This is a genomic window from Collinsella sp. AM34-10 (assembly GCF_003469185.1).
Lineage (GTDB): Bacteria > Actinomycetota > Coriobacteriia > Coriobacteriales > Coriobacteriaceae > Collinsella.
The window spans coordinates 1-21,465 of record NZ_QSIL01000009.1 but is presented as its reverse complement, the minus strand read 5'-3'; the positions used below and the strand labels follow the sequence as shown (position 1 = coordinate 21,465).

At 59.3% G+C, this 21,465-nt stretch carries 19 protein-coding genes; 12 read left to right on the top strand and 7 right to left on the bottom strand.

The window, feature by feature from the left end; all coding sequences use genetic code 11:
• Positions 1-300: 300 nt before the first annotated feature.
• Positions 301-1,218 carry a diacylglycerol kinase family protein gene (locus tag DW823_RS08600; RefSeq protein WP_118081781.1) on the bottom strand — a complete coding sequence of 306 codons (918 nt, stop codon included), beginning with the start codon at positions 1,216-1,218 and terminating at the stop codon, positions 301-303.
• 98 nt (positions 1,219-1,316) lie between these two features.
• Here DW823_RS08600 and rnd point away from each other — a divergent pair, with 98 nt between their 5' ends.
• The 10 genes from rnd to DW823_RS08550 all read left to right on the top strand — a co-directional run bounded on the left by rnd (position 1,317) and on the right by DW823_RS08550 (position 10,333).
• The gene (gene rnd / locus DW823_RS08595) at positions 1,317-2,450 is read left to right on the top strand and encodes a ribonuclease D (protein ID WP_117745907.1); all 1,134 of its coding nucleotides are present in this window, start codon (positions 1,317-1,319) and stop codon (positions 2,448-2,450) included.
• 64 nt (positions 2,451-2,514) lie between these two features.
• The gene (locus DW823_RS08590) at positions 2,515-3,219 is read left to right on the top strand and encodes a zinc metallopeptidase (protein ID WP_118081779.1); all 705 of its coding nucleotides are present in this window, start codon (positions 2,515-2,517) and stop codon (positions 3,217-3,219) included.
• 115 nt (positions 3,220-3,334) lie between these two features.
• The gene (gene xseA, locus DW823_RS08585) at positions 3,335-4,786 is read left to right on the top strand and encodes an exodeoxyribonuclease VII large subunit (RefSeq protein ID WP_349125606.1); all 1,452 of its coding nucleotides are present in this window, start codon (positions 3,335-3,337) and stop codon (positions 4,784-4,786) included.
• A gap of 42 nt (positions 4,787-4,828) precedes the next feature.
• On the top strand, positions 4,829-5,095 hold the full coding sequence (gene xseB, locus DW823_RS08580; RefSeq protein ID WP_055252347.1) for an exodeoxyribonuclease VII small subunit: 267 nt from the start codon (positions 4,829-4,831) through the stop codon (positions 5,093-5,095).
• 49 nt (positions 5,096-5,144) lie between these two features.
• Positions 5,145-5,480: a histidine triad nucleotide-binding protein gene (locus DW823_RS08575; protein ID WP_022094103.1), complete on the top strand. Its 336-nt coding sequence runs from the start codon at positions 5,145-5,147 to the stop codon at positions 5,478-5,480.
• Positions 5,481-5,521: 41 nt separating this feature from the next.
• Positions 5,522-6,418, top strand: a complete 897-nt coding sequence (locus tag DW823_RS08570; RefSeq protein ID WP_055252345.1) for a LysR family transcriptional regulator — start codon at positions 5,522-5,524, stop codon at positions 6,416-6,418.
• 113 nt (positions 6,419-6,531) lie between these two features.
• Positions 6,532-6,852 carry an MFS transporter gene (locus DW823_RS08565; protein WP_118081777.1) on the top strand — a complete coding sequence of 107 codons (321 nt, stop codon included), beginning with the start codon at positions 6,532-6,534 and terminating at the stop codon, positions 6,850-6,852.
• Positions 6,846-7,691, top strand: a complete 846-nt coding sequence (locus DW823_RS08560; RefSeq protein WP_118081775.1) for a hypothetical protein — start codon at positions 6,846-6,848, stop codon at positions 7,689-7,691. Before DW823_RS08565 ends, DW823_RS08560 begins: the two co-directional genes overlap by 7 nt.
• Positions 7,692-7,811: 120 nt before the next feature.
• Positions 7,812-8,990 carry an acetate/propionate family kinase gene (locus DW823_RS08555; protein ID WP_055252343.1) on the top strand — a complete coding sequence of 393 codons (1,179 nt, stop codon included), beginning with the start codon at positions 7,812-7,814 and terminating at the stop codon, positions 8,988-8,990.
• Positions 8,991-9,154: 164 nt separating this feature from the next.
• Complete coding sequence (locus tag DW823_RS08550) at positions 9,155-10,333, top strand: acetate/propionate family kinase (RefSeq protein WP_055252342.1); 1,179 nt, start codon at positions 9,155-9,157, stop codon at positions 10,331-10,333.
• 348 nt (positions 10,334-10,681) lie between these two features.
• On the opposite strand, the gene pta is transcribed toward DW823_RS08550, so the two are convergent.
• A complete protein-coding gene (gene pta / locus DW823_RS08545; RefSeq protein ID WP_055252341.1) occupies positions 10,682-11,662 on the bottom strand; it encodes a phosphate acetyltransferase in 981 nt (326 codons plus the stop codon).
• Positions 11,663-11,893: 231 nt separating this feature from the next.
• Between pta and glf the strand changes: the two genes are divergently transcribed.
• Complete coding sequence (gene glf, locus DW823_RS08540; protein WP_118081773.1) at positions 11,894-13,096, top strand: UDP-galactopyranose mutase; 1,203 nt, start codon at positions 11,894-11,896, stop codon at positions 13,094-13,096.
• Positions 13,089-14,120: a glycosyltransferase family 2 protein gene (locus tag DW823_RS08535; protein ID WP_118081771.1), complete on the top strand. Its 1,032-nt coding sequence runs from the start codon at positions 13,089-13,091 to the stop codon at positions 14,118-14,120. The genes glf and DW823_RS08535 overlap by 8 nt, the downstream gene beginning before the upstream one ends.
• Positions 14,121-14,496: 376 nt before the next feature.
• On the opposite strand, the gene DW823_RS08530 is transcribed toward DW823_RS08535, so the two are convergent.
• The 5 genes from DW823_RS08530 to ppk1 form a co-directional block, all read right to left on the bottom strand.
• A complete protein-coding gene (locus DW823_RS08530) occupies positions 14,497-15,498 on the bottom strand; it encodes a P1 family peptidase (RefSeq protein WP_055252338.1) in 1,002 nt (333 codons plus the stop codon).
• 100 nt (positions 15,499-15,598) lie between these two features.
• On the bottom strand, positions 15,599-16,180 hold the full coding sequence (locus DW823_RS08525; protein ID WP_055252337.1) for a nucleoside triphosphate pyrophosphatase: 582 nt from the start codon (positions 16,178-16,180) through the stop codon (positions 15,599-15,601).
• Complete coding sequence (locus tag DW823_RS08520) at positions 16,177-16,719, bottom strand: DJ-1 family glyoxalase III (RefSeq protein WP_118081769.1); 543 nt, start codon at positions 16,717-16,719, stop codon at positions 16,177-16,179. Before DW823_RS08520 ends, DW823_RS08525 begins: the two co-directional genes overlap by 4 nt.
• A 179-nt stretch (positions 16,720-16,898) precedes the next feature.
• On the bottom strand, positions 16,899-18,227 hold the full coding sequence (rlmD, locus tag DW823_RS08515; RefSeq protein WP_118081767.1) for a 23S rRNA (uracil(1939)-C(5))-methyltransferase RlmD: 1,329 nt from the start codon (positions 18,225-18,227) through the stop codon (positions 16,899-16,901).
• Between the two features lie 85 nt (positions 18,228-18,312).
• Positions 18,313-20,886 (bottom strand): polyphosphate kinase 1, encoded by a 2,574-nt coding sequence (gene ppk1, locus DW823_RS08510; RefSeq protein WP_233543060.1) that lies wholly within the window; start codon positions 20,884-20,886, stop codon positions 18,313-18,315.
• Positions 20,887-21,465: the final 579 nt, after the last annotated feature.

Here is a 21,465-nt window from a genome sequence, read left to right as displayed (position 1 = left end):
CTCGATGAGCGTGAAGAAATATACGATGAGCGGATAATAATACTCATTTTATTGCTTTAGTTAAATAAAGGCACCCTGCATTTACTGTAGCTGAATAAAGCGCCAGACAATGCTCAAAAAGAAAACTCTCCCGCTGTTTAGGATTTGCATAAACAACGGGAGAGTCGATAACTGGATGAATATCATACCAATGTGGATTTACTTCTTTCGGCGGTGGATCACATTGATGGCGTAACCAACGAGCATGGCCAAGACGATGACGATAAAGCCAATCAGGGGATTGTCGTTCATGGGGTCCTCCTATTTTCCGAGCGGTGAAAAATCGTCGACGATGAGGTCGAGACATTGCGGCAGCGCGCGAGCGCCAAAGACGCCGGAGTTGCTGGAGATGATCTCTCCATCGAACTGCATACCCAGCGATGGCGTGCAGGTGATCTTGGCTTCCTTGGTCTGGATGATCTTAAACTGCGGACGGCCGAGCACTTTGCCAGCGGGGTCGAGCGCGGCGGTAATTACCGTGGGGAGCAGCTGCATCGTGCGCACGGGCTCAATAACGACGATGTCGACCATGCCGTCGTCCATGCGGCAGTTGGGGAACAGGTTGATGTCGTTTTGGATGACCGAGGTATTGCCTGCCATGCAGCAGATGCCGTCGAGCTCCTCGACAATGCCGTCGTGCTCAATGGTAAAGTGTGCCACCGTGGGGTTGGGCGTGGCGAGCGCGGAGAGGAAGTAGGCGATCTCGCCAATGTCGTTTTTGGTGGGAGCGGCCTTCATCATGATCTCGGCGTCGAAGCCCGAGCCGGCGATGATGATAAAGCCGTGGCGCTTCTCGTTGCCGTTCTCGTCGAGCCAAAAGAGCTCACCCATGTCCACTTTGACCGTGCGGCCGTCGCGGCAAGCCTTGGCGAGTGCCGCCGCCTCGGGGGCATTGCCGATGTTGTTAAAGAACAGGCAGGCCGTGCCGGAGGGGAAGACAAGCGTGGGGACACCGCACCCGCGCATCTGGTCGAGCACGTTGGAGACGGTGCCGTCGCCGCCCGAAACGACCACGCGATCGAACTCGCGAACGTCCGCTACCGCGTCCTCGGGCTCCACGCCATCGCCGATAAAACGCATCACGACCTCGTCGCCGCCCTGCGCGAGGGCGTGCGTGAACGCGTAGATTTCATCTGAGCTGGGGCCCGATGCCGGGTTGTGGATGATAAGGCAGCGCATACTTACGTTCCCGTTCTGTGACTAACCGAGTATAGTTGTAGAGCAATGCCGATATCCTACCCGTGTTTTTCGGGCCTAACCTTATTCGATGGGTTGATATGTACATTTCCACACATCAGGCTCTGGTCGACTTTTGCCAGCGCGCCCGCGAGTTCGACGCGATCGCCGTCGATACCGAGTTTTTGCGCGAGCGCACGTTTCATCCGCGCCTGTGCCTGGTCCAGATTGCCACCCCCGCCGAGAGTGTCGCTGTCGATCCGCTGGTGATCGACGACCTGTCGCCGCTTGCCGAGCTTATGGCCGACGAGGGCGTGGTCAAGGTATTCCATGCTTGCTCACAGGACATGGAAGTTATGCTCCATACCGTGGGCGCACTGCCGCGACCGATTTTTGACACGCAGGTTGCCGCCGCCTTTTTGGGCGAGCGCCAGCAGATTTCGTATGGTGCGCTCGTTCAGACGTTCTGCGGCGTATCACTGCCCAAGACCGAGTCGCTGACCGATTGGTCGCGCCGCCCGCTGAGCGATAAGCAGATCGAGTACGCGATCGATGACGTCAAGTACTTAATCGTCGCCTATACCGAGATGATGAGCCGCCTGCGTGAGCTGGGCCGCGTGGACTGGGTGCTCGACGAGTTGCGTCCTTTGGCCGACGAGTCGCACTACCGCGCCGACCGCCATGAGGCATTCCGCAAGGTCAAACGCATCAACTCGTGTAGCCGCCATCAGCTGGGCATTGCGCGCGAGCTTGCCGCTTGGCGCGAGGACCGCGCCGAGCGTCGCAACATCCCGCGCAAGTGGGTCATGTCCGACGATACGCTGCTGGCCCTGGTTAAGCGCAATCCCGTGCGTGTCGAGGAGTTCCGTAGCATCCGCGGTACCGACCAGCTGGGGGAGCGCGACGTGGATGGCGCGTTGATGGCCATCAAGCGCGGCGCAAGCTGTCCGCACGATCGCCTGCCGCTCATGGTGCGCGGGCATCGCCAGATTTCGCCGGAGCTTGAGAGCGTGACGGATCTCATGTACGCGCTCATCCGCCTGGTTGCCGAGCGCTCGGGCGTGGCGACCTCGGTCATTGCCTCGCGCGATGACCTGGCCGACTACATTGAGCATCCTGAGCAAAGCCGTTTGCGCGAAGGTTGGCGTTTTGAGCTTGTGGGCTCGCGCCTGGACGATCTGCTTTCCGGCAACATGGGGTTGACGGTCAAAGATGGCAAAATTGAATTGCTGTAAGGAAGCCTAGCCGCTTGATTGGGTAGAATGCCTCCAACGTGTAATTCGATTCGGAGGAATTCGCATGCCCTATTACTATGGTTACGGCTTTGGCATCGACCCGCTGTACCTGCTGGTTGTCCTTGTTTGTACGGTGCTTGGTCTTGCGGCGCAGAGCTATATCAACTCGACGTACAAGACCTGGTCCAAGGTTCGCTCGGACGGCGACACGGGTGCCACGGTCGCTCGCCGCATGCTCGACGCCAACGGTTGCAACGCCGTGGGTATCAAGGGCGTTGCCGGTGAGCTCACCGACCACTACAACCCGCAGGATAACAACCTGTATCTCTCGGACGCTAACCGTTCGGGCGGATCGGTCGCAAGCGTTGCCGTGGCCTGCCACGAGGCGGGTCATGCCGCCCAGCGTCAGAGCGGTTACGCCATGATGAAGGTTCGCACCGCCCTGGTCCCGGTCGTCAACTTTACCCAGAACACCTGGACCATCGTGTTGCTCTTGGGCCTGTTTATGAACATCGCCGGGCTCACGACCCTCGCATTGATCTTCTTCTCGTTTAGTGTGCTGTTCCAACTCGTTACGTTGCCTGTCGAGATCGATGCCAGTCGCCGCGCCGTGGCGTATATCGAGCAGTCGGGCATGAGTTCCAAGCAGGTCAACGGTGCCAAGAAGGTGCTGACGGCAGCCGCGCTCACCTACGTGGCGGCGGCGCTCACCTCGATTATTCAGCTGCTCTACCTGATGGCCCGCTACAACAGAAACTCCAACCGATAACAAATTGGCTTGACAGGCGCCGCGGAGATTCTTGTCCCCGCGGCGCTGTACTATGTGTTGGACTTGAATCTGCGCAGGGTCGAAGCCCTTGTGCTCGATAACGAAAGGAGGCTGCGTGGCAGGCTGGAATCTAACCGGCAATGCCGTTTCCGCCGAGTTCGACGGTTCGGACGATCAGGAGCGCAAGGAGCTCAGCGTGAGCCAGGCAGTGGAGATCGCCGCCGGTGCGCTCGATGCCATTCCGCAGCTGAGCGTTCTGGGCGAGGTCACAGGTTTTCGTGGTCCTAACGCCCGAAGCGGTCACTGCTACTTCCAGATCAAGGACGACTCGGCCGCCGTCGACTGCATTATCTGGAAGGGCGCCTATCTCAAGCGCACCTTCGATCTGCGCGATGGCATGCAGGTGAGCTTTAAGGGCAGCTTCAATCTCTATAAGCCCACGGGTCGCATGAGCTTTGTTGCCCGCTCATTTTCGTTGGCGGGGGAGGGTCTGCTGCGTCAACAAGTGGCGCAACTGGCCGAAAAGCTACGCCGCGAGGGCCTGATGGACGAAGCGCGCAAGCGCCGCATCCCGGTGTTCTGCTCCCGCGTGGCGGTCGTCACCTCGCTTTCGGGTGCCGTAATCGACGACGTCAAGCGCACGTTGCGTCGTCGCAACCCGCTCGTCGAGCTCGTCTGCGTGGGCGCCAAGGTTCAAGGCGAGGGTGCGCCGGCCGAGCTCATCGAGGGCTTGCGCCGCGCCGCTTCCATTACGCCGGCGCCCGACTGTATTTTGCTGGTGCGCGGCGGCGGCTCCTTTGAGGACCTCATGACCTTTAATGACGAGGAGCTTGCCCGCGCAGTGGCGGCTTGTCCTGTGCCCGTGGTGACCGGTATTGGCCATGAGCCCGATACCTCGATTTGCGACATGGTGAGCGACCGTCGCGCCTCCACGCCAACGGCAGCGGCAGAATCGGTGGCGCCGGCTATGACGGAGTTGGCCGACGTGCTCGAGACGCGCCATCAGCGTCTGGGCGCCGCGATGGCTTCGATGATCGGGTCGGATCAGGTCGATCTGGAAATGCTCGACCAGCGCGGTCGTCGAGCCTGGGATGCCTATACGGCTCGTCTGGGCGACGCGCTCGATGCAGCCGCATGCCGCCCGTGCCTCAACGACCCCACGTTTATGGTCGAGCGTCGCGAGTCCGAGCTTGCCCTGACGGCCGATCGTCTGTCCGGCGCCATAACGCGTTCGGTTGGGGCCTTCCGCTCCAACTTCGAGCGTCTGCCCGAGCGCTTGATCGCAAGCACCTCAGGGCTCGATGGCAAGCGCCATGCGCTCACACTTGCGAGCTCCCGTCTGGAGCATCAGGGGCGCACGATGCTCAGCAAGCCTGCGTCCGACTTAGGCCGAGCTGCCGCGTCGCTCGATGCCCTGTCGCCGCTCAAGGTGCTTGCCCGTGGCTATTCCATCGCGTACAGCGATGATGGGGTGGCTACGACCGCCAAGACCTTTAAGCCCGGCGACGCCATCCGCGTGCGCATGGCAGACGGCAATGTGGCGGCAACGGTCGATGCGGTCGAGTAGGCCGCGTTACATAGCGATAAGCCTTTAGGAAAGGAAACAGATATGGCAGAGAAGACCCCGGTCGAGCAGCTTACGTACAAGCAGGCTTCGCAGGAGTTGGAACTCATCATCCGCAGCTTGGAGTCGGGCGATATGGAGCTCGAGGAGTCACTCGAGAGCTATACCCGCGGCGTCGAGCTCCTCAAGAGCCTACGCACCCGCCTGTCCGATGCCGAGCAGAAGGTCTCGGTGCTCCTTAAGGACGTCGACGGCAACGACGTGCTCGCCGACGGCGAGGCCGCCAACACCGACGACAAGCTTTCGTTCTAACCATCCCGACCAAATATAATTACCTTGGTCTGTGAGAAAGGAACCAGCCATGTGTGATTGCATCTTCTGCAAAATCGCCAACCACGAGATTCCCTCAACCGTTGTCTATGAGGACGACCAGGTCATCGCCTTCGACGACCTCAACCCCCAGGCGCCGGTCCACACACTCGTGATCCCCAAGAAGCACTACAGCGACATCGCCGACAACGTGCCCGCCGAGACCATGGGCGCCATGGCTCACGCCATCCAGGAGGTCGCCAAGGTCAAGGGCCTGGAGGACGGTTTCCGCGTCATCTCCAACAAGGGCGTCAACGCCGGCCAGACCGTCATGCACTTCCACATGCACGTCCTCGGTGGCAAAAACCTGGGCGAGAACCTCATCTGAGGACGCGTAGCCCGTCGACTTGGCTGCCTTTGGAGTAGTCTATGCAGCTTTCTCAACTCGAATACCTTCAAGCGGTAGCGAACTATGGCGGCGTGCGCAAAGCAGCTCGCGCCGTTCATGTGAGTCCGCAGGCCGTTTCGTCGGCAATCAAAAAGTTGGAATCTGAGTATCAGATTGTTTTGCTTGACCGATCGGCGGGTGAGGCTGTTTTGTCTTCGGCGGGCAGAGAATTTGCGCGTCGTGCACGCGTGATCCTGGCACAAGTCGACGATCTCAAAAAGTACGCTCAATCGAGGGACGACGGCGTCTCGCCCGACGGCCACTTTCGTCTTTACGCCCCCTGCCTTCATGGGCGGGGGCGACTTTTTGCCGAAAACTGGTATGACTCGTTTGAAAGCTCGCACCCTCATATTCACCTTGATGTGTGGCATCAGCCAACGGCTACATGCTTTGAATCACTTGTGCTTGGCATTTCGGATGCGGCCATCTCATTTGAGGAACCAAGGGATAGTGTCCTTTCTTCGAAATACTTGGGTGAAAAGGAGCTCAAGGTTCTTTCCTGCCCAGCGGGTCATCAATCCGTGGGCGCTATGACCGTTCGTGAGTTACTGGGCGGCAGGCTCGCTGTTCCCATTAATTTGTCACCCTGTCTCAATGCGATCAACCAATGCCCTGAAGCCCAGCTCGTCAATTTTCGCTTCCGTGATGTTGAATACGGAAGCAGGGCTCAGGCTGAGTTTCTTCAAGCCGGGGGATTGATATTGAGTTTGTCCGGGTCCTCTCTCGCATCGGATGGATCAGAAGTGAGTGAGTGCTCCATTGAAGGCTCGCGTGATGTAACCTTGCCTATCTACTTTTGCTATCGGCAAAATTCCTGGACTGATCGACACCAGACGGTTTTTCTGCACCTATTGCGTCATCTTGCTTCGCGAAATTAATTGGCTTCGAGACGTCAAGTGATTATTGACGCCTTGCAACACATAGCTGACAGCTTTGCCCTCATGCTTTTCCAAGATTCCGATTTAGATTGCTGACTCTTGGAGGGCGGAGCATGAAAAACCGTACGGTTTTGCTTTATATGACGTTCGTTTTTCTGTCGAACTTCAGCACCATTTTGTATTTTCTGACGGTTTACCTTGAATTCGTCGGATTCTCGATGGTGGCGATTTCTAGCATGATGATTGCATATCAAGTGAGCAAGTTCATCCTTGAAGTTCCTACTGGCTATATTGCTGATAGGTTTGGACGAAAGACAAGCGGTCTCGTTGGCGTCGTGGGGATGCTTGGATACTACGCCGCCCTGCTTCTCGTCCGTTCTCCTCTGCTTTTAATCGGTGCGTTCGCTCTCAAAGGTTTTGCCGTTGCATGTTGAGCGGATCCATAGAAGCGATTTACATTGACAGCGTCTCTCAGGACCAGCTCGTAAGACTTAATGTCGTTGAGCGATTTGTTTTCTATGCCTCTTATGCCCTCTCCGCTTGTGTGGGCGGTTTCATTTCGTCCGCTGGCGCGTATCTCATTGGGCTTTCGGTCGATATCATCACAATGGTGCTGACATTGGTTGTCGTTGTCTGTATTCCTGAGGCGAGAAGAGAGGGCGCTGCGGTGACACCTGGGCATGGAATGAGCCCGAAGATGATCGGTGCTGCTATTGCGGGTAATGGCATTCTTCGGTCAGCGTTCATCATGGACTGTTCTCAGGCATTTGCCTTCGTCGCCCTGGAAGACTTCTTCTCACTGTTGCTTGCAGGCCGCGGAATGAATGCCGTCGCTTCGGGCGTGACCATTGCGGTCCAGCTCCTTGCCTCCGCCTCCATAGGATTTATTGTGCCCAGTGTGATTGCTCGTGTCGACAAGGGCCGTTTTACGCGTATTTGCGGCATCATTCGCTTAGTATTGACAGCTTTGTTTTTGATTCCCCTTACTCCGGCTAATTTGCTGCCCGTGTTCTATGTGCTGCAGACGGTTGCGTACTCGTTGTTTGCCCCAATCAAATACTCGATTTTTCAAAATGCTGCCGATTCTTCGATGCGCTGTTCACTGATTTCGGTTCAAAGCCAGATGGTGGCGGTGGGTGCCATCCTTTTCTACCTGTTCAATGCTGCGTTGAGCAGCATCGCGGATATTCGAGTCATATTGCTTGTTGCGCTCGGGATTTCTTCTCTGGTGTATATCCCCGCGCTCTTTCGTCTTACAAGCCAAAGGCCATGAGTATTTAGGCACCGATAACTTATATATCAACGCAATAAACCCGAGCGCGAGGGCGTTTGGGTTTATTATTGAAGCGTATGTAACCTGGCGGCGCCACACCGCCTGTTAGTAGGGAGACACATGAACGTTCTGGTCGTCAACGCAGGATCTTCGACCCTTAAGTATCAGGTCATCGATACCAAGTCCCACAAGGTGTCCGCAAAGGGCTCCTGCGAGCGCGTCTGCTTCACCGGCGGTACCTTCACCCATGCTGCCAACGGTTCCAAGAAGGTGACCGAGAACATCGAGTTCCCCGACCACAAGGTCGCCATCGAGGTTGTCCTGAAGGACCTCGAGGCCAACGGCGTCAAGATTGAGGGCATCGGCCACCGCATCGTTCAGGGCGGTTGGTACTTTGGCGACTCCTCCCTCGTCGACGAGGACGTTCTCGCTAAGATCCGCGAGGTCGCCCCGCTCGCGCCGCTCCACAACAATCCCGAGGCCAACGTTATCGAGTTCTGCCTGGAGCAGTATCCCGACCTGCCCAACGTCACGGTCTATGACACCGCCTTCCACTTCAACATGCCCGAGGTCGCCAAGACTTACGCTCTGCCCAAGGACGTCTGCGACAAACTGCACATCCGTAAGTATGGCGCCCACGGCACCAGCTACCGCTACATTTCCAAGAAGGTCGCCGAGATGACCAACGGCGAGGCCCGCAAGGTCGTCGTGTGCCATATCGGCTCCGGCGCTTCCCTGTGCGCCATCGAGGACGGCAAGTGCATGGATACCACTATGGGCCTCACCCCGCTCGACGGCGTCATGATGGGCACCCGCTGCGGCTCCATCGACCCGGCTACCGTGTGCTACCTGCAGCGCGAGGGCGGCTACACCTTCGACGAGGTCGACGAGATGATGAACAAGAAGTCCGGCCTTTTGGCTGTGACCGGCGGCAAGACCAACGACTGCCGCAACGTCGAGGAGCTCGCCGCCGCTGGTGACCCCGAGGCTCAGCTTGCCTTCGACATGTTTGTCTACAAGATTGCCGCCAAGGCCGCCGAGATGGCTACTTCCATGTGCGGCATGGACACGCTCGTCTTTACCGCCGGCATTGGCGAGCACGCTCCGGCCGTTCGCGCCGGCGTGGCCGATCGTCTGGCCTTTATGGGTGTCAAGATGGATCACGCCCGTAACGCCCTGCGTGGCGACGGCGCTTGGTGCCTGTCCGCCAAGGATTCCAAGGTCAAGATTTTCGTCATCCCCACGGACGAGGAGTTCATGATCGCTTCCGACGTCGAGCGCATCGTCAACGGCAAGTAATTGCAAGAGGGGAGGGGCTGGACGACCGAGCGCCGTTCGGCCCCTCTTTTGTGCTCGTTGGGCGATATGCCTGATAGCTATTTATCAAGGTGTGATAACTTCTTATTAACATGCGGCCGCCTTAAGGGGTCTGCGCCGACCGTATCGCACTGCAAAGGAGTCTCATGAACGTACTTGTTGTCAACGCCGGTAGCTCAAGCCTTAAATATCAGCTTTTGGATACCGATACCCGCGAGGTTTTCGCCAAGGGCAACTGCGAGCGTATCGGTTCGGACATGGGCATCTTTGGCCACTCCGAGAACGGTGGCGCCAAGCAAACCGAGGAGGTTCCCTTCCCGGATCACCGTTCGGCTATCGCGCGTGTGCTCGAGGAGCTCGAGAAGACCGACTTTACGATCGATGGCATTGGCCATCGCATTGTTCAAGGCGGTTGGCACTTTAAGGATTCCGCGGTCGTCGACGACGAGGTCATGGCTAAGATTCTCGAGGTGGCCCCGCTCGCCCCGCTGCACAATTATGGCGAGGCCGCAGCAATCGAGTATTGCCGTGAGAAGTATCCGGAGCTGCCCAACGTGGCCGTCTTCGACACCTCGTTTCACATGACCATGCCCGAGGTTGCCTACACCTACGCCCTGCCCAAGGACGTGTGCGACAAGTACCACGTGCGCAAGTACGGCGCCCACGGTACGAGCCACCGCTACGAGTGGATGATGGCCAAGGAGATCCTGGGCTCGCGCTGCCACCGCCTGCTCTCGTGCCATTTGGGCAACGGCGCCTCGCTTGCCGCCATCGAGGACGGTGTATGCCGTGACACCACGATGGGGCTCACGCCGCTTGACGGCCTGATGATGGGAACCCGCTGCGGCTCTATCGACCCGGCTACCGTGTGCTACCTGCAGCGCGAGGGCGGCTACAGCTACCAGGAAGTCGACGACATGATGAACAAGCAGTCTGGTCTGCTCGCCATCTCGGGTATCTCCAACGACGCCCGCGACATTCGCACGCGCGCCTCCGAGGGAGATGAGCGCTGCCTGCTCGCCTTCGATATGTTCGCCTATAAGGCTATGCAGCAGGCCGGCTCCATGATCGCTTCTATGGCGGGCGTGGATACCATTACCTTCACTGCCGGCATCGGCGAGAACGACTGGTCGATCCGCAAGGCCTTCTGCGACTGCTTTGAGTGGTTGGGCGTGCGCATCGACAACAACAAGAACCGTGAGGCCGTGGGCAGCGGCCCGCAGGTCATCAGTGCCGCCGGTTCCGCCGTCACGGTCATGGTCATCCCCACCGACGAGGAATACATGATCGCCCACGACGTCGAGCGTCTGACCAAGAACAACTAACGCGCGCATTTACAAGTAAACGAAAGGCCTCCAGAGCAACAGCTCCGGAGGCCTTTTTACTAGCAGGCGGAAATACCAGTCCCAAAGTGACCATCGCCAGCAACGCTTGCGCCCCTAGCAACGGCACCCATCCATTCAGATCTTCAGCCCCAGCTCGTAGTCAAGCCGCCGTCCACTCCAGATGCCCTGATTGCTACGTAGCGGCAGGGACCCTACAGGGTAAAGCTCTGAAAACATTCCGCAGGACGGAGGAAGCCCCCGCCGCGCGTAGCGCGCAGCGGGGGCTTCCGACATGTCCGAGGACGTTTTCAGAGCTTTACCCTGTAGGGTCCCGAGGGGATATGTCCGCTACTCAGCCATCTGAGCCTGGACGGCGGTGATGGCAACGACACCCACGATGTCGTCGGCAGAGCAGCCGCGCGAAAGGTCGTTGACCGGCTTGGCGATGCCCTGCAGGATGGGGCCGTAGGCGTCGGCGCCGGCGAAGCGCTGGACGAGCTTGTAGCCGATGTTGCCGGCCTCAAGGTCGGGGAACACCAGCACGTTGGCCTTGCCGGCAACGGAGGAGCCGGGAGCCTTGAGCTGGGCGACGGTGGGGACGATAGCGGCATCGAGCTGCAGGTCGCCATCGATGGCGAGCTCGGGAGCCTTCTCGTGGCAGAACTTTACGGCCTCCTGGACCTTCTTGGCGACCTCGCCGCCGGCGGAGCCCATGGTGGAGTAGGAGAGCATGGCCACGTGCGGCTCAACGTTGCCCATGAAGGTGGACCAGGAGTGAGCGGAGGCGATGGCGATCTCGGAGAGCTCGTCGGAGGACGGGTTGATGTTGAGGCCGCAGTCGGCGAAGATCAGCGTGCCGTCGGTGCCGAACTGCGGGGTGTCGGTGCACATCACGAAGAAGGCCGAGACCAGCTTGGTGCCCGGGGCGGTCTTGAGGATCTGCAGCGCGGGGCGCAGGGTGTCGGCGGTGGAGTGGCAGGCGCCGGAGACCAGGCCGTCGGCATCGCCCATCTTGACCATCATGGTGCCAAAGTAGGTAGCGTCCATCACCTGGGCGCGAGCCTGCTCGATGGTGACGCCCTTCTTGGCGCGGAGCTCGGCAAACTTCTGCGCGTACTCCTCGTGCTTCTCGGCATTGCGCGGATCGATGACGGTAGCGCCGGGAACGTTGATCTCGTCGGGGTTACCCAGGATGACGATCTTTGCCAGGCCCTCCTCGATGATCTTGGTGGCTGCGACGATGGTGCGCGGATCCTCGCCCTCGGGCAGGACGATCGTCTTAAGGTCGGCCTTGGCGGCAGACTTCATACGGTTTAGGAAATCGCTCATGTTACTCCTTACAAGCGTTTCGCTAAGCTCCAGGCGCCCGGCTGTTCACGAATAAACCCGCTGCTAGCGGGTTTACCTTTCAATTATGTTCGCCGCGGTGCTTGAGCTTTCCTTGTGTGGCAAGCTCATTATAGGACGCATTAGCGCTATAATCGCTCTGATAAATATGTCTCGAAGAATGTTCGAGAAAAGCCCAGCTAACGAGCCCGTGGCTTTTGACAAGGAGTATCGATGCAGATTACCTCAGGCCTGCCTGAAGGCTTTAACGCCGGCGCATACGACATGATTGTCGTCGGTGCCGGTTATGCCGGTGCCGTTTGTGCCCGCCGTCTCGCCGAGACCATCGGCTATCGTGTTGCCGTTCTGGAGCGCCGTAGCCACATTGCGGGTAACGCCTACGACTGCGCTGATGAGGCCGGAATCCTGGTCCACGAGTATGGTCCGCACATCTACCATACCTTTAATGAGCGCGTCCACAATTTCCTGTCGCGCTTTACCAAGTGGACGGACTACCAGCACAAGGTGCTTGCCAACATCAACGGCACCCTCATGCCCGTGCCTTTTAACCACGCGAGCCTCAAGCTCGCCTTTGGCGACGAGCGCGGCGAGGAGCTGTATCAGAAGCTCGTGGAGACCTTTGGCAAGGACGTCAAGGTGCCCATCATGGAGCTGCGCAAGAAGAACGACCCGGATCTTGCCGAGGTCGCCGATTACGTCTACGAGAACGTCTTTTTGCATTACACCATGAAGCAGTGGGGCCAGACGCCCGACCAGATCGATCCCTCGATCACCGGTCGCGTTCCCGTCTTTGTGGGCGACGATGACCGCTACTTCCCGCAGGCTCCCTTCCAGGGCATGCCGCAGGACGGCTATACCGCGCTGTTCGAGCACATGCTCGACCACGATCTGATTGATGTGTTCTGCGACGTGGACGCCCGCGATCTCTTCGAGATCGACGAGACCACCGTCAAGATCGACGGCAAGGTCTATGGCGGCGAGATCGTCTACACCGGTCCGCTCGACGAGCTGTTCAACCTCGACTTGGGCGCTCTGCCGTACCGTACGCTCGACATGAAGTTCGAGACGCTCGATATGGACCAGTTCCAGCCCGTGGGCACCGTCAACTACACCACGAGCGAGGATTACACGCGTATCACCGAGTTCAAGAACATGACCGGTCAGGTCCTGCCCGGCAAGACCACCATCATGAAGGAGTACTCCAAGGCCTATACGCCCGGCTCGGGCGAGACGCCGTACTACGCCATTCTGGAGCCCGAGAACCGTGAGCTCTATGAGTGCTATCTTGAGCGCGTTCAGAACCTGACGAACTTCCACCCGGTGGGTCGCCTGGCCGAGTATCGTTACTACGATATGGATGCCGTGACCAACTCCGCCCTCGATCTTTCGGATGAGATTATCGCCTGCCATGCATAAAGTCATATCATTCGGTATTCCCTCGTATAACGCCGCCAAGGACATGGACCATTGCATCACCTCCATTCTGGAGGGGAGCAATTACGCCACCGATATCGAGATCATCATCGTCGATGACGGTTCCAAGGACGAGACGGCGGCCAAGGCCGATGAGTGGGAGACGCGTTACCCCGGAATCATCCGCGCGGTGCATCAGGAGAACGGCGGCCACGGCATTGCCGTCCTTTCGGGCTTGCGCGAGGCACAGGGCACCTACTACAAAGTTGTCGACTCGGACGACTGGCTCGATGGCGCAGCCCTGTCGACCATGCTTTCGATCCTTCGCGGTTTTGAGGAGCGCGACCAGCGCGTCGACCTCTTTATCTCGAACTATGTGTACGAGAAGGTTTACGAGGGTACGCACACCGCTATTGGCTACAAGTTTGCCCTGCCGCGGAAAAAGATCTTTACCTGGGACCAGATTGGTCATTTCCGTCTGGACCAGAATCTGCTCATGCACAGCCTGTGCTATCGCACGGATGTGCTGCGCGCGTCCAATCTGCCTATGCCGCCGCACACGTTCTATGTAGACAACATCTACGCCTACGTGCCGCTACCGCGCTGCAAGACCATGTACTACGCCGACATCGACCTCTACCGCTACTTTATCGGCCGTGAGGGCCAAAGCGTCAACGAGGCCACGATGGTCAAGCGTCTGGACCAACAGTTTCGCGTGACGCGCATCATGATGGAGTCGTTCCACCTGTACAGCGATGTCGAGTCGTCGCGTCTGCGCTCGTACATGATGGGCTATTTCACCATGATGATGGCAATCTGCTCGGTGCTCACTAAGCTTTCCGACGAGGATTGTGCCGACGAGCGCCTGAAGACGTTGTGGAGTGATTTAAAGGCCTATGACGAGCGTATGTATCGTCGTGCACGCTACGGTGTGGTCGGCTTCTTCACCAACCTGCGCGGTCGGGCTGGTGACAAAACCACACTCGGCCTATACCGTCTTGCCTCAAAGATCTTCAAATTCAACTAGCTGCTGAGTAATCGCTGCTGATGGGTTGACTGGGCCCCTTGGCCTTTAGTTTGCTACTGCGAACAGTCCTGCTCGCACGGAAAGCACATTAAGTGCTTTCCGGCTCGTGCGGAACTTGTATCAAACTAAAGGCCAAGGGGCCTCTGCTATAAGAATCGATTGTCAGGCAGCTGAATTTTGAAGATCTTAGACGCGCGGTACACAGGGGCCTGGGCTGAAAAGAATTAGGTTGGAAGTCGGTCGGAGACGGGCGGGCATTACGTTTGTCGCGAGTTCCGCATGCAAAGAAGGCCACTTAATGTGGCCTTCGTCTTGCATAGGACTGTAGAGCAGCAAACGTAATGCCCGCCCGCCTCCGACCGACGGTCGAGTGAGATTACTTCGCGGCGCCGGGGATGCCGTGGGAGGTTTTGGCGCTTTTGGCTCCGTTTACGATGGCGGTCTGTAGGGCCCTTACGGCGAGCATGCCCAGCAGGTCTAGGGGAACGGCGGCGCTTGCCTGGGCTCCCAGTTTGCCGCTGGCGAGGGTGTAGATGGTGTCGCCGTCGTTGGTGGTGTGTGTGGGGCGGATGGCGTGCGCGTAGGCGTCTGCTGCCATCTGGGAGACCTTGGTGGCCTGGGCCTTGGTGAGCTCCACGTTGGTGACGATACAGCTGATGGTGGTGTTGGTGCGGTCGAGCGGCATCTGCATAGAGCCGGCGGCGGCAAAGGCGGCGAGCTCCATGTCGACGATCTGGTCGCTATCGGCTGCGGCGCGCATGCCGGCGACCCACTCGCCGGTGAAGGGGTCGACGACGTTGCCGCAGGCGTTGACCGAGACCACGGCGCCCACCTTGACGGGGCCGAGCGCCACGGCGGCAGCTCCGAGACCGGCCTTCATGCAGGTGGCGGGCCCCATGAGCTTTCCGACGGTGGCACCCGTGCCGGCACCTACATTGCCCTGCTCGAGCGTGGTGGGGGTGTTGTCGAGTGCCTCATGCACGGCGGCGATGCCGGCCTCTATGTCGGGGCGCACGGTGGGATCGCCAAAGGCGAGGTCGAAGATACAGCTGGAGCACACGATAGGCACCTGCGTGGGGCCGACGGGAAGGCCGATGCCGCGGCTCTCAAGCTCGCGAGCGACGCCGCTTGCAGCCTCGAGGCCAAAGGCCGATCCACCCGAAAGGCAGACGGCGTGGACCTTATCGACGGTGTTTTCGGGGCGCAGCAGGTCGGTCTCGCGCGAAGCGGGAGCGCCACCGCGTACGTCAACGCCACCGGTGGCACCCTCGGGCGCCACGATTACGGTGCAGCCGGTGCCAGCCTCCTCGTCCGTATAGTTGCCAAAGCAAAAGCCATCGACGTTGCAAACATCGATGGCTTCGAGCAGTGTGTCCATATTATCTCCTATCGGTTTTCCGCCGGGCCTTATGCCCGGTCGGGATCCGTACGGTACGGCAAAATTGTAGGCGCTGGGGGATACCCAGCGCCAGATGCAATTACGAGAGTTTTTGAATCGCGCGTGCGACGCGGGCGATGGGCAAGCCCACCACGTTGTAGAAGTCACCCGAAATGTCGTGCACGAGCATGCGGCCGCCTGTGCCCTGGATGCCGTAGGCTCCGGCCTTGTCCATGGGTTCGCCGGAGGCAACATAGCGCTTGATCTGCTCCTCGGTAAGCTCATAGAACGTCACGTCGGTCACATCGACAAACGACAGGCTCTCGGCGGCATGCGGAGCTGTAGCGTCGCCGGCTTTAACGATGCAGACGCCGGTCGCCACCTGGTGCGTGCGGCCCGAAAGCTCGCGGAGCATGGTGCGCGCCTCGTCCTCGTTTGCCGGCTTACCCAAAATCATGCCATCGAAGGTGACGATGGTATCGGCCGCGACGGTCAGTTCGTTGGGCTCGGCATGCTCGGCCGCGACGGCAGCAGCTTTGGCACGCGCCAAGCGCTCGACGAGCGTAAGCGGAGCTTCGCCATCAAAAGGCGTTTCATCGATGTCTGCGGGAATTACGCGAATGTTATAGCCCGCCTCGCGCATCAGCTCTATGCGGCGCGGCGATTGCGAAGCCAAAATCATAGTTGGATGCCCTCGGCGACCTTCTCGACGGCCTTTTCGCCGGCGAGCGTGCGCAGCAGCTCCAAGGCAAAGGGGAGTGACTGTGCCATGCCGCTAGCGGTGATGATATTGCCGTCTTGCGTGACCTTCTCGCCGGTATAGGTGCCCTCGGGGAAGCTCTTCTCAAAGCCGGGGAAGCACGTGGCGCGGCGTCCCTCGAGTAGACCAAGCTCGCCCAGGATAAACGGGGCGGCGCAGATGGCGGCAACGTGCTTGGTCGCGGCGAAATCGCAGACTACGTCGCAGACGCGCTGGTCGGCGCGCAGGTTGGTGGCACCGGGCAGGCCGCCGGGCAGCACGACGCAGTCGTACTCGTCAAAGTTGATTTCGTCAAAGAGCGCATCACAGGTTACGGGAATCTGCAGCGAGCTCACGACCTCGCGCGTGGGCATGATCGAGACGAGCGTGGCGCGCACGCCGCCGCGACGCATGACGTCGACCATGGTCAGGCATTCAATCGTTTCAAAGCCATCGGCGGCGAGAACGGCAACGCTGGGCATGAGAGTTCCTTTCGTAAGGCGGCATACAATTAGGCGTCTTATACCCCGAAGACATGCGCTTGCCACGCTCGATTTCCCAATGTTTAAAAAGGGACGGGGATTAAATAATCATTTGGTACAAATTGATTATTTAATCCCCGTCCCAGAAAAATCATCGGGCGTGGCCTTGGGCAAACAGTCTAGTTGCGCCTAAGGTGGACGACGGTCTCGCAGTGGAAGGTTTGTGGGAACAGGTCGACTGGCGTGATCTTTACGGGGAAGAAGGTGCCTTCTTCGACAAAGCGTTTGAGATCGCGCGCCAGGGTGGCCGGGTCGCAGCTCACGTAGGCGACATCGCGAGCACTCGTGCTGGCGATAAGGTCGATCGCCTCGGGGGCGAGGCCTGCGCGTGGCGGGTCGACCACCAAGACGTCGGCATCCTGGTCGGGGAACTCGCGCACCGCGTCTCCGCCAATGACGTCGACGTTATCAAGCTTGTTGATCTCCAGGTTACGGCGCAGGTCGCGCACGGCGGGGCCGTAGGCCTCGACGGCGGCGACAAAGTCGCAGCGGCGGGCGAGCGGCAGGGTAAAGGTGCCGGCACCACAGTACAGGTCCACGGCAAGCTCGTCTTCCTGCGGGTCGAGTGCTTCCATGACAAGCTCGATCAAAATCTCGGCACCCTTGGTGTTGACCTGGAAAAAAGACGGGGCAGACAAGCGCATCTGACCCTCGGCGATATTCTCGGTCCATGAGCCCTCTCCGGCGAGCATTTCGACCTTGGAGACACGGCGGGCCTTCTTTTCGCCCTTGCTCATCACGCGCACGATGCTCGTGGGGTGAGCGGCGTCCGCCAGCACGCGGGAGACCTGCGAGCGCGGAAAAGAGCCTGTGGGCGTCCAGAGTGCGACCTCGAGTGCCTTGGTGCGGCGTGATGCGCGAATGCCCACGCGTTCGAGCCCCAAGTCATGGCTGCCGCTTAGATAGTTGAGTGCGCCGACGACCGATTTGAGCGCCTTCGGGAAGCGCTTGTCGAACAGCGGGCACGTATCGACGGTCACGATTTTGCTGGGGTCGACACCGTGCATGCCAAGACGCACGCGACCGTTGACGACGGTCGGTTCGAGCTCGATTTTATTGCGGTAGCCCCAGTCGTCCTTGGTGTGGCAGATGGGCTGTACCAACTCATCGACCTGCTCAGGAGCGAACTTGCCGATGCGCTCGAGCGTGGAGCGCAGGTTTTGCTCCTTGGCGGCGAGCTGTGCCGTGCGTGAGAGATTGCCCCACGAGCAGCCGCCGCAGATGCCCACGAAGGGGCAGGGAGGCTGAATGCGATCGGGGCTTGGCTCCAGAATCTCGGTGGTGCGGGCACGCATGAACGACTTGCCGTCCTGTACGACCTCGGCCTCGACGGTGTCGCCTGCCACGGCGCCCTGCACAAAGACGGCCTTGCCGTTGTCGGCGTGCGCCAGCCCGTCGGCGCCGTAGGTCATCGATTCTATAGTGAGCTTCATATTCCTGCCTGTCATTCGCGTTGTTATTCGCACCATGGTAGCAGGGAAAAGCGCCCCGCATCCGAGGCTTTCCTCAAATGCGGGGCGCTTCTACAAACGACTATTTCGTCTTGCCGGTAATGAGCGTCTTTAGACCCAGGCCGATCAGGCCCAGGCCTATGCGCACGCGACCGGGGCGATGGCGCTCGATGGCCTTGGTCTTGCCGGCGGGCTTATCGCGACGGGCGCTCGTCTCGGGTGCGGGCTTGGTGACCTGCGGCTCGGGCTGAGGTGCAGGTGCAGGCTTGGGCTCAATGACGGTCGCCTGGACCTCTTGGACCTTGGGTGTGGCCGGCTGCGGCTCAGGAGCAGGGGCGGGCTTTGCCTCGGCGGCGGGCTCCGGAGTCGCAGTAGCGGCCTCGGGCGCTTTCTCCACGGCGGGCTCTGCGGCAGCCTCGGGCTCATTCACCGGGAGAGCGGCAACCGCTTCCGGTTTGGCAGCCGCCCCATGTTCAATCTCGTCCTGGATAACTTTTTCGGCCACACGTTCCTTCTCCTGTGCGCGCTGCTGCGCGGCGGCCTCGGCGTTGCGATACGCGCGCTCCAGCAGGGCTTCCTGCGAGTTGAAGGGTTTCTCGTCCTCTTTGCGCTCCACCGGAACCCAGGTGCCGTCACTCGTCAGGCTGCGTGCCTTCACGTTGTCGCGCAGCTGCATGCCCATGTACTCGTGCACCAGGGCGCGGCAGGTGGGGTCGAGCACGGGGAAGGCGATCTCCACGCGGTGCTCGGTGTTGCGCGTCATCATGTCTGCCGAGCTCAGGTAGATCATGTCCGAGTCCACGCCAAAGGCATAGACGCGCGCATGCTCCAAAAAACGTCCGACGATGGATCGCACGTGCACGTTCTCGGTCTTGCCCGGAACACCGGGCTTGAGGCACGAGATGCCGCGAATGATCATGTCCACGCGCACGCCGGCACACGATGCCTCGGCAATCTTGTCGATGACCTCGCGGTCGGTAAGCGAGTTGAGCTTAAAGAACACGCGGGCGGGCTCGCCGACAAGGGCGCGCTGAATCTCGCGGTCCAGGCCGCGCATGATGAGCGGCTTGAGGCCCACGGGCGCCACGCCCAGGAAGCGGTAGTCGCCGCGCAGGTTGCCCAGCGACAGGTTGCGGAAGAACAGGTTGGCGTCCTCGCCGATGCCGGGATGCGCGGTCATGAGCATAAAGTCGCTGTAGAGCTTGGCCGTCTTCTCGTTAAAGTTGCCGGTACCCAAAAGCGTCAGGCGGGTAAGCGCCATGCCCTCGCGATAGGTGAGCTGGCAGATCTTTGAGTGGCACTTAAAGCCCTCGGAGCCGTAGATAACGGTGCAGCCGGCCTCTTCCAGGCGCTCGGCCCATTCGATGTTGTTTTGCTCGTCAAAGCGGGCACGAAGCTCCATGAGCACCGTGACCTCTTTGCCGTTTTCGGCAGCATCGATGAGCGACTCGCACAGACGGCTCTGCTTTGCCACACGGTAGAGCGTGATGCGCAGCGAGATACACTCGGGGTCATAGGCTGCTTCGTGCACCAGGTCCAAGAACGGGTTCATTGTCTCGTAAGGGTAAAAGAGCAGCTTGTCGTGCTGCAGCACCTGCTCGCGGATGGAGCGGGCCATATCGATGGTGGGATTGGGCTGCGGCTTAAACGGCGTAAAGAGGAGCTCATTGCGCAGGTGCTCGGGAATCTTACCCTCAATGCCAAAGACGTAGCCAAGGTCAAGGGGGATATCGCAGGTAAAGACCGAGCGGCGAGAAAGCTCGAGCGCCTTGCGGATGGTCTTGAGCGTTGCCTTCTCGAGCGAGCCCGATACGGCGAGCACCACCGGCTGCAGGCGCAGGCGCTTCTTGAGGATGCGCTTCATGTGCTGGCGGTAATCCTCTTCCTCCTCGACGCCTTCGCCGTCCGGGTCGATATCGGCATTGCGGGTGACGCGGATCAGCGCGCGGTCCAGCGGCTTATAGGAGCCAAAGCAACTGTCCAGGCAGGCGAGGATGACGTCCTCGAGCAAGATGTAGGAGTAGGTGCCGGTGGGCGAGGGGATCTCGACCACGCGGTTCATCGAGGTGGGAATCTCGATAAGGCCCAGCAGGCTCTCCTCGTCGGTGACGCCGTCCAGGCCACAAGCCAGATAGAGTGCGCCGTTGCGCAGGTTGGGGAAGGGATGGCGCGGGTCAATGACCAACGGCGAGATGACCGGCGACACGTAGGCTTGGAAGTAGCGGGTTACGAAGGTGCGCTCCTCGGGCGTAAGCGAATCGATGCGGGCGCGGTGAACGCCCAGAGCGTCGAGCTTGTCCTCGATGCTCTTAAAGATGGACTCCCAACGGGTAAGGAGCCCGGGCAGCTCTGCCATGACAGCATCGACCTGTTCGGAGGCGGTCATATTGCTCTTGTTGTCGACAGGCTGTTTTTTGAGCTCTGCAAGATCGGACAGGCCGCCCACACGCACCATGAGAAACTCGTCGAGGTTAGACTCGAAAATCGACACGAACTTTAGACGCTCGAACAGCGGAACGGTCTCGTCGAAGGCTTCGTCAAGCACGCGGTTGTCAAAGCGCAGCCAGCTAAGCTCTCGGTTTTGCGTGTACGAGAAGTCGCGCGGCGGCTTGCGCAGCTTAGCGGCCTTTTGTTTCTTTTCGATTTTGCTCGGCATATGCATCTGTCCGTTCAGTCCCCGCAGGGGACGGTAGCCTAACTCTAATTCACTATTGTCTCAATTTAGTCGACCGCTGGCACGGACGTATCGCGTGAACGGTATCTTTACCTACTTCTTACGCTGACAAGCCGAAGCACTAACGTCCGGTGCTTTGAGCAAGCGATCTATATCCTCACTCAACTGGTGAGAATGTATGAATAAGAATGATAGCAAGCTGAATATAATCGAATGTAGGTCGAATCGAGGGCAAGCGTCATTTATATGCAGAAAACCGTTTTCACTATGCAATTTTGAATCATGGATAACTTTGAGTGTTCAAGCTTGATTTCCTAGAAAAATAACGTTTACCTAGGAAAATCTGCTTTACGAAACTGAAGTGCATCATGGGAAATCATATGCGATATACCGTTCATCGTACTTTGCTGACCGTTCGGGGGCGAGGTAGCATTACGAATGGAATTTGGATATAACTAGAGCTGTCAGCAAGCAGCGTCCCATATGGAGGGGCGCTGATACATTCGGCCAGTAAGGCCCGAAAGAAAGGTAGGAGGCCATGACGAAAGGTCTGCACGTGCC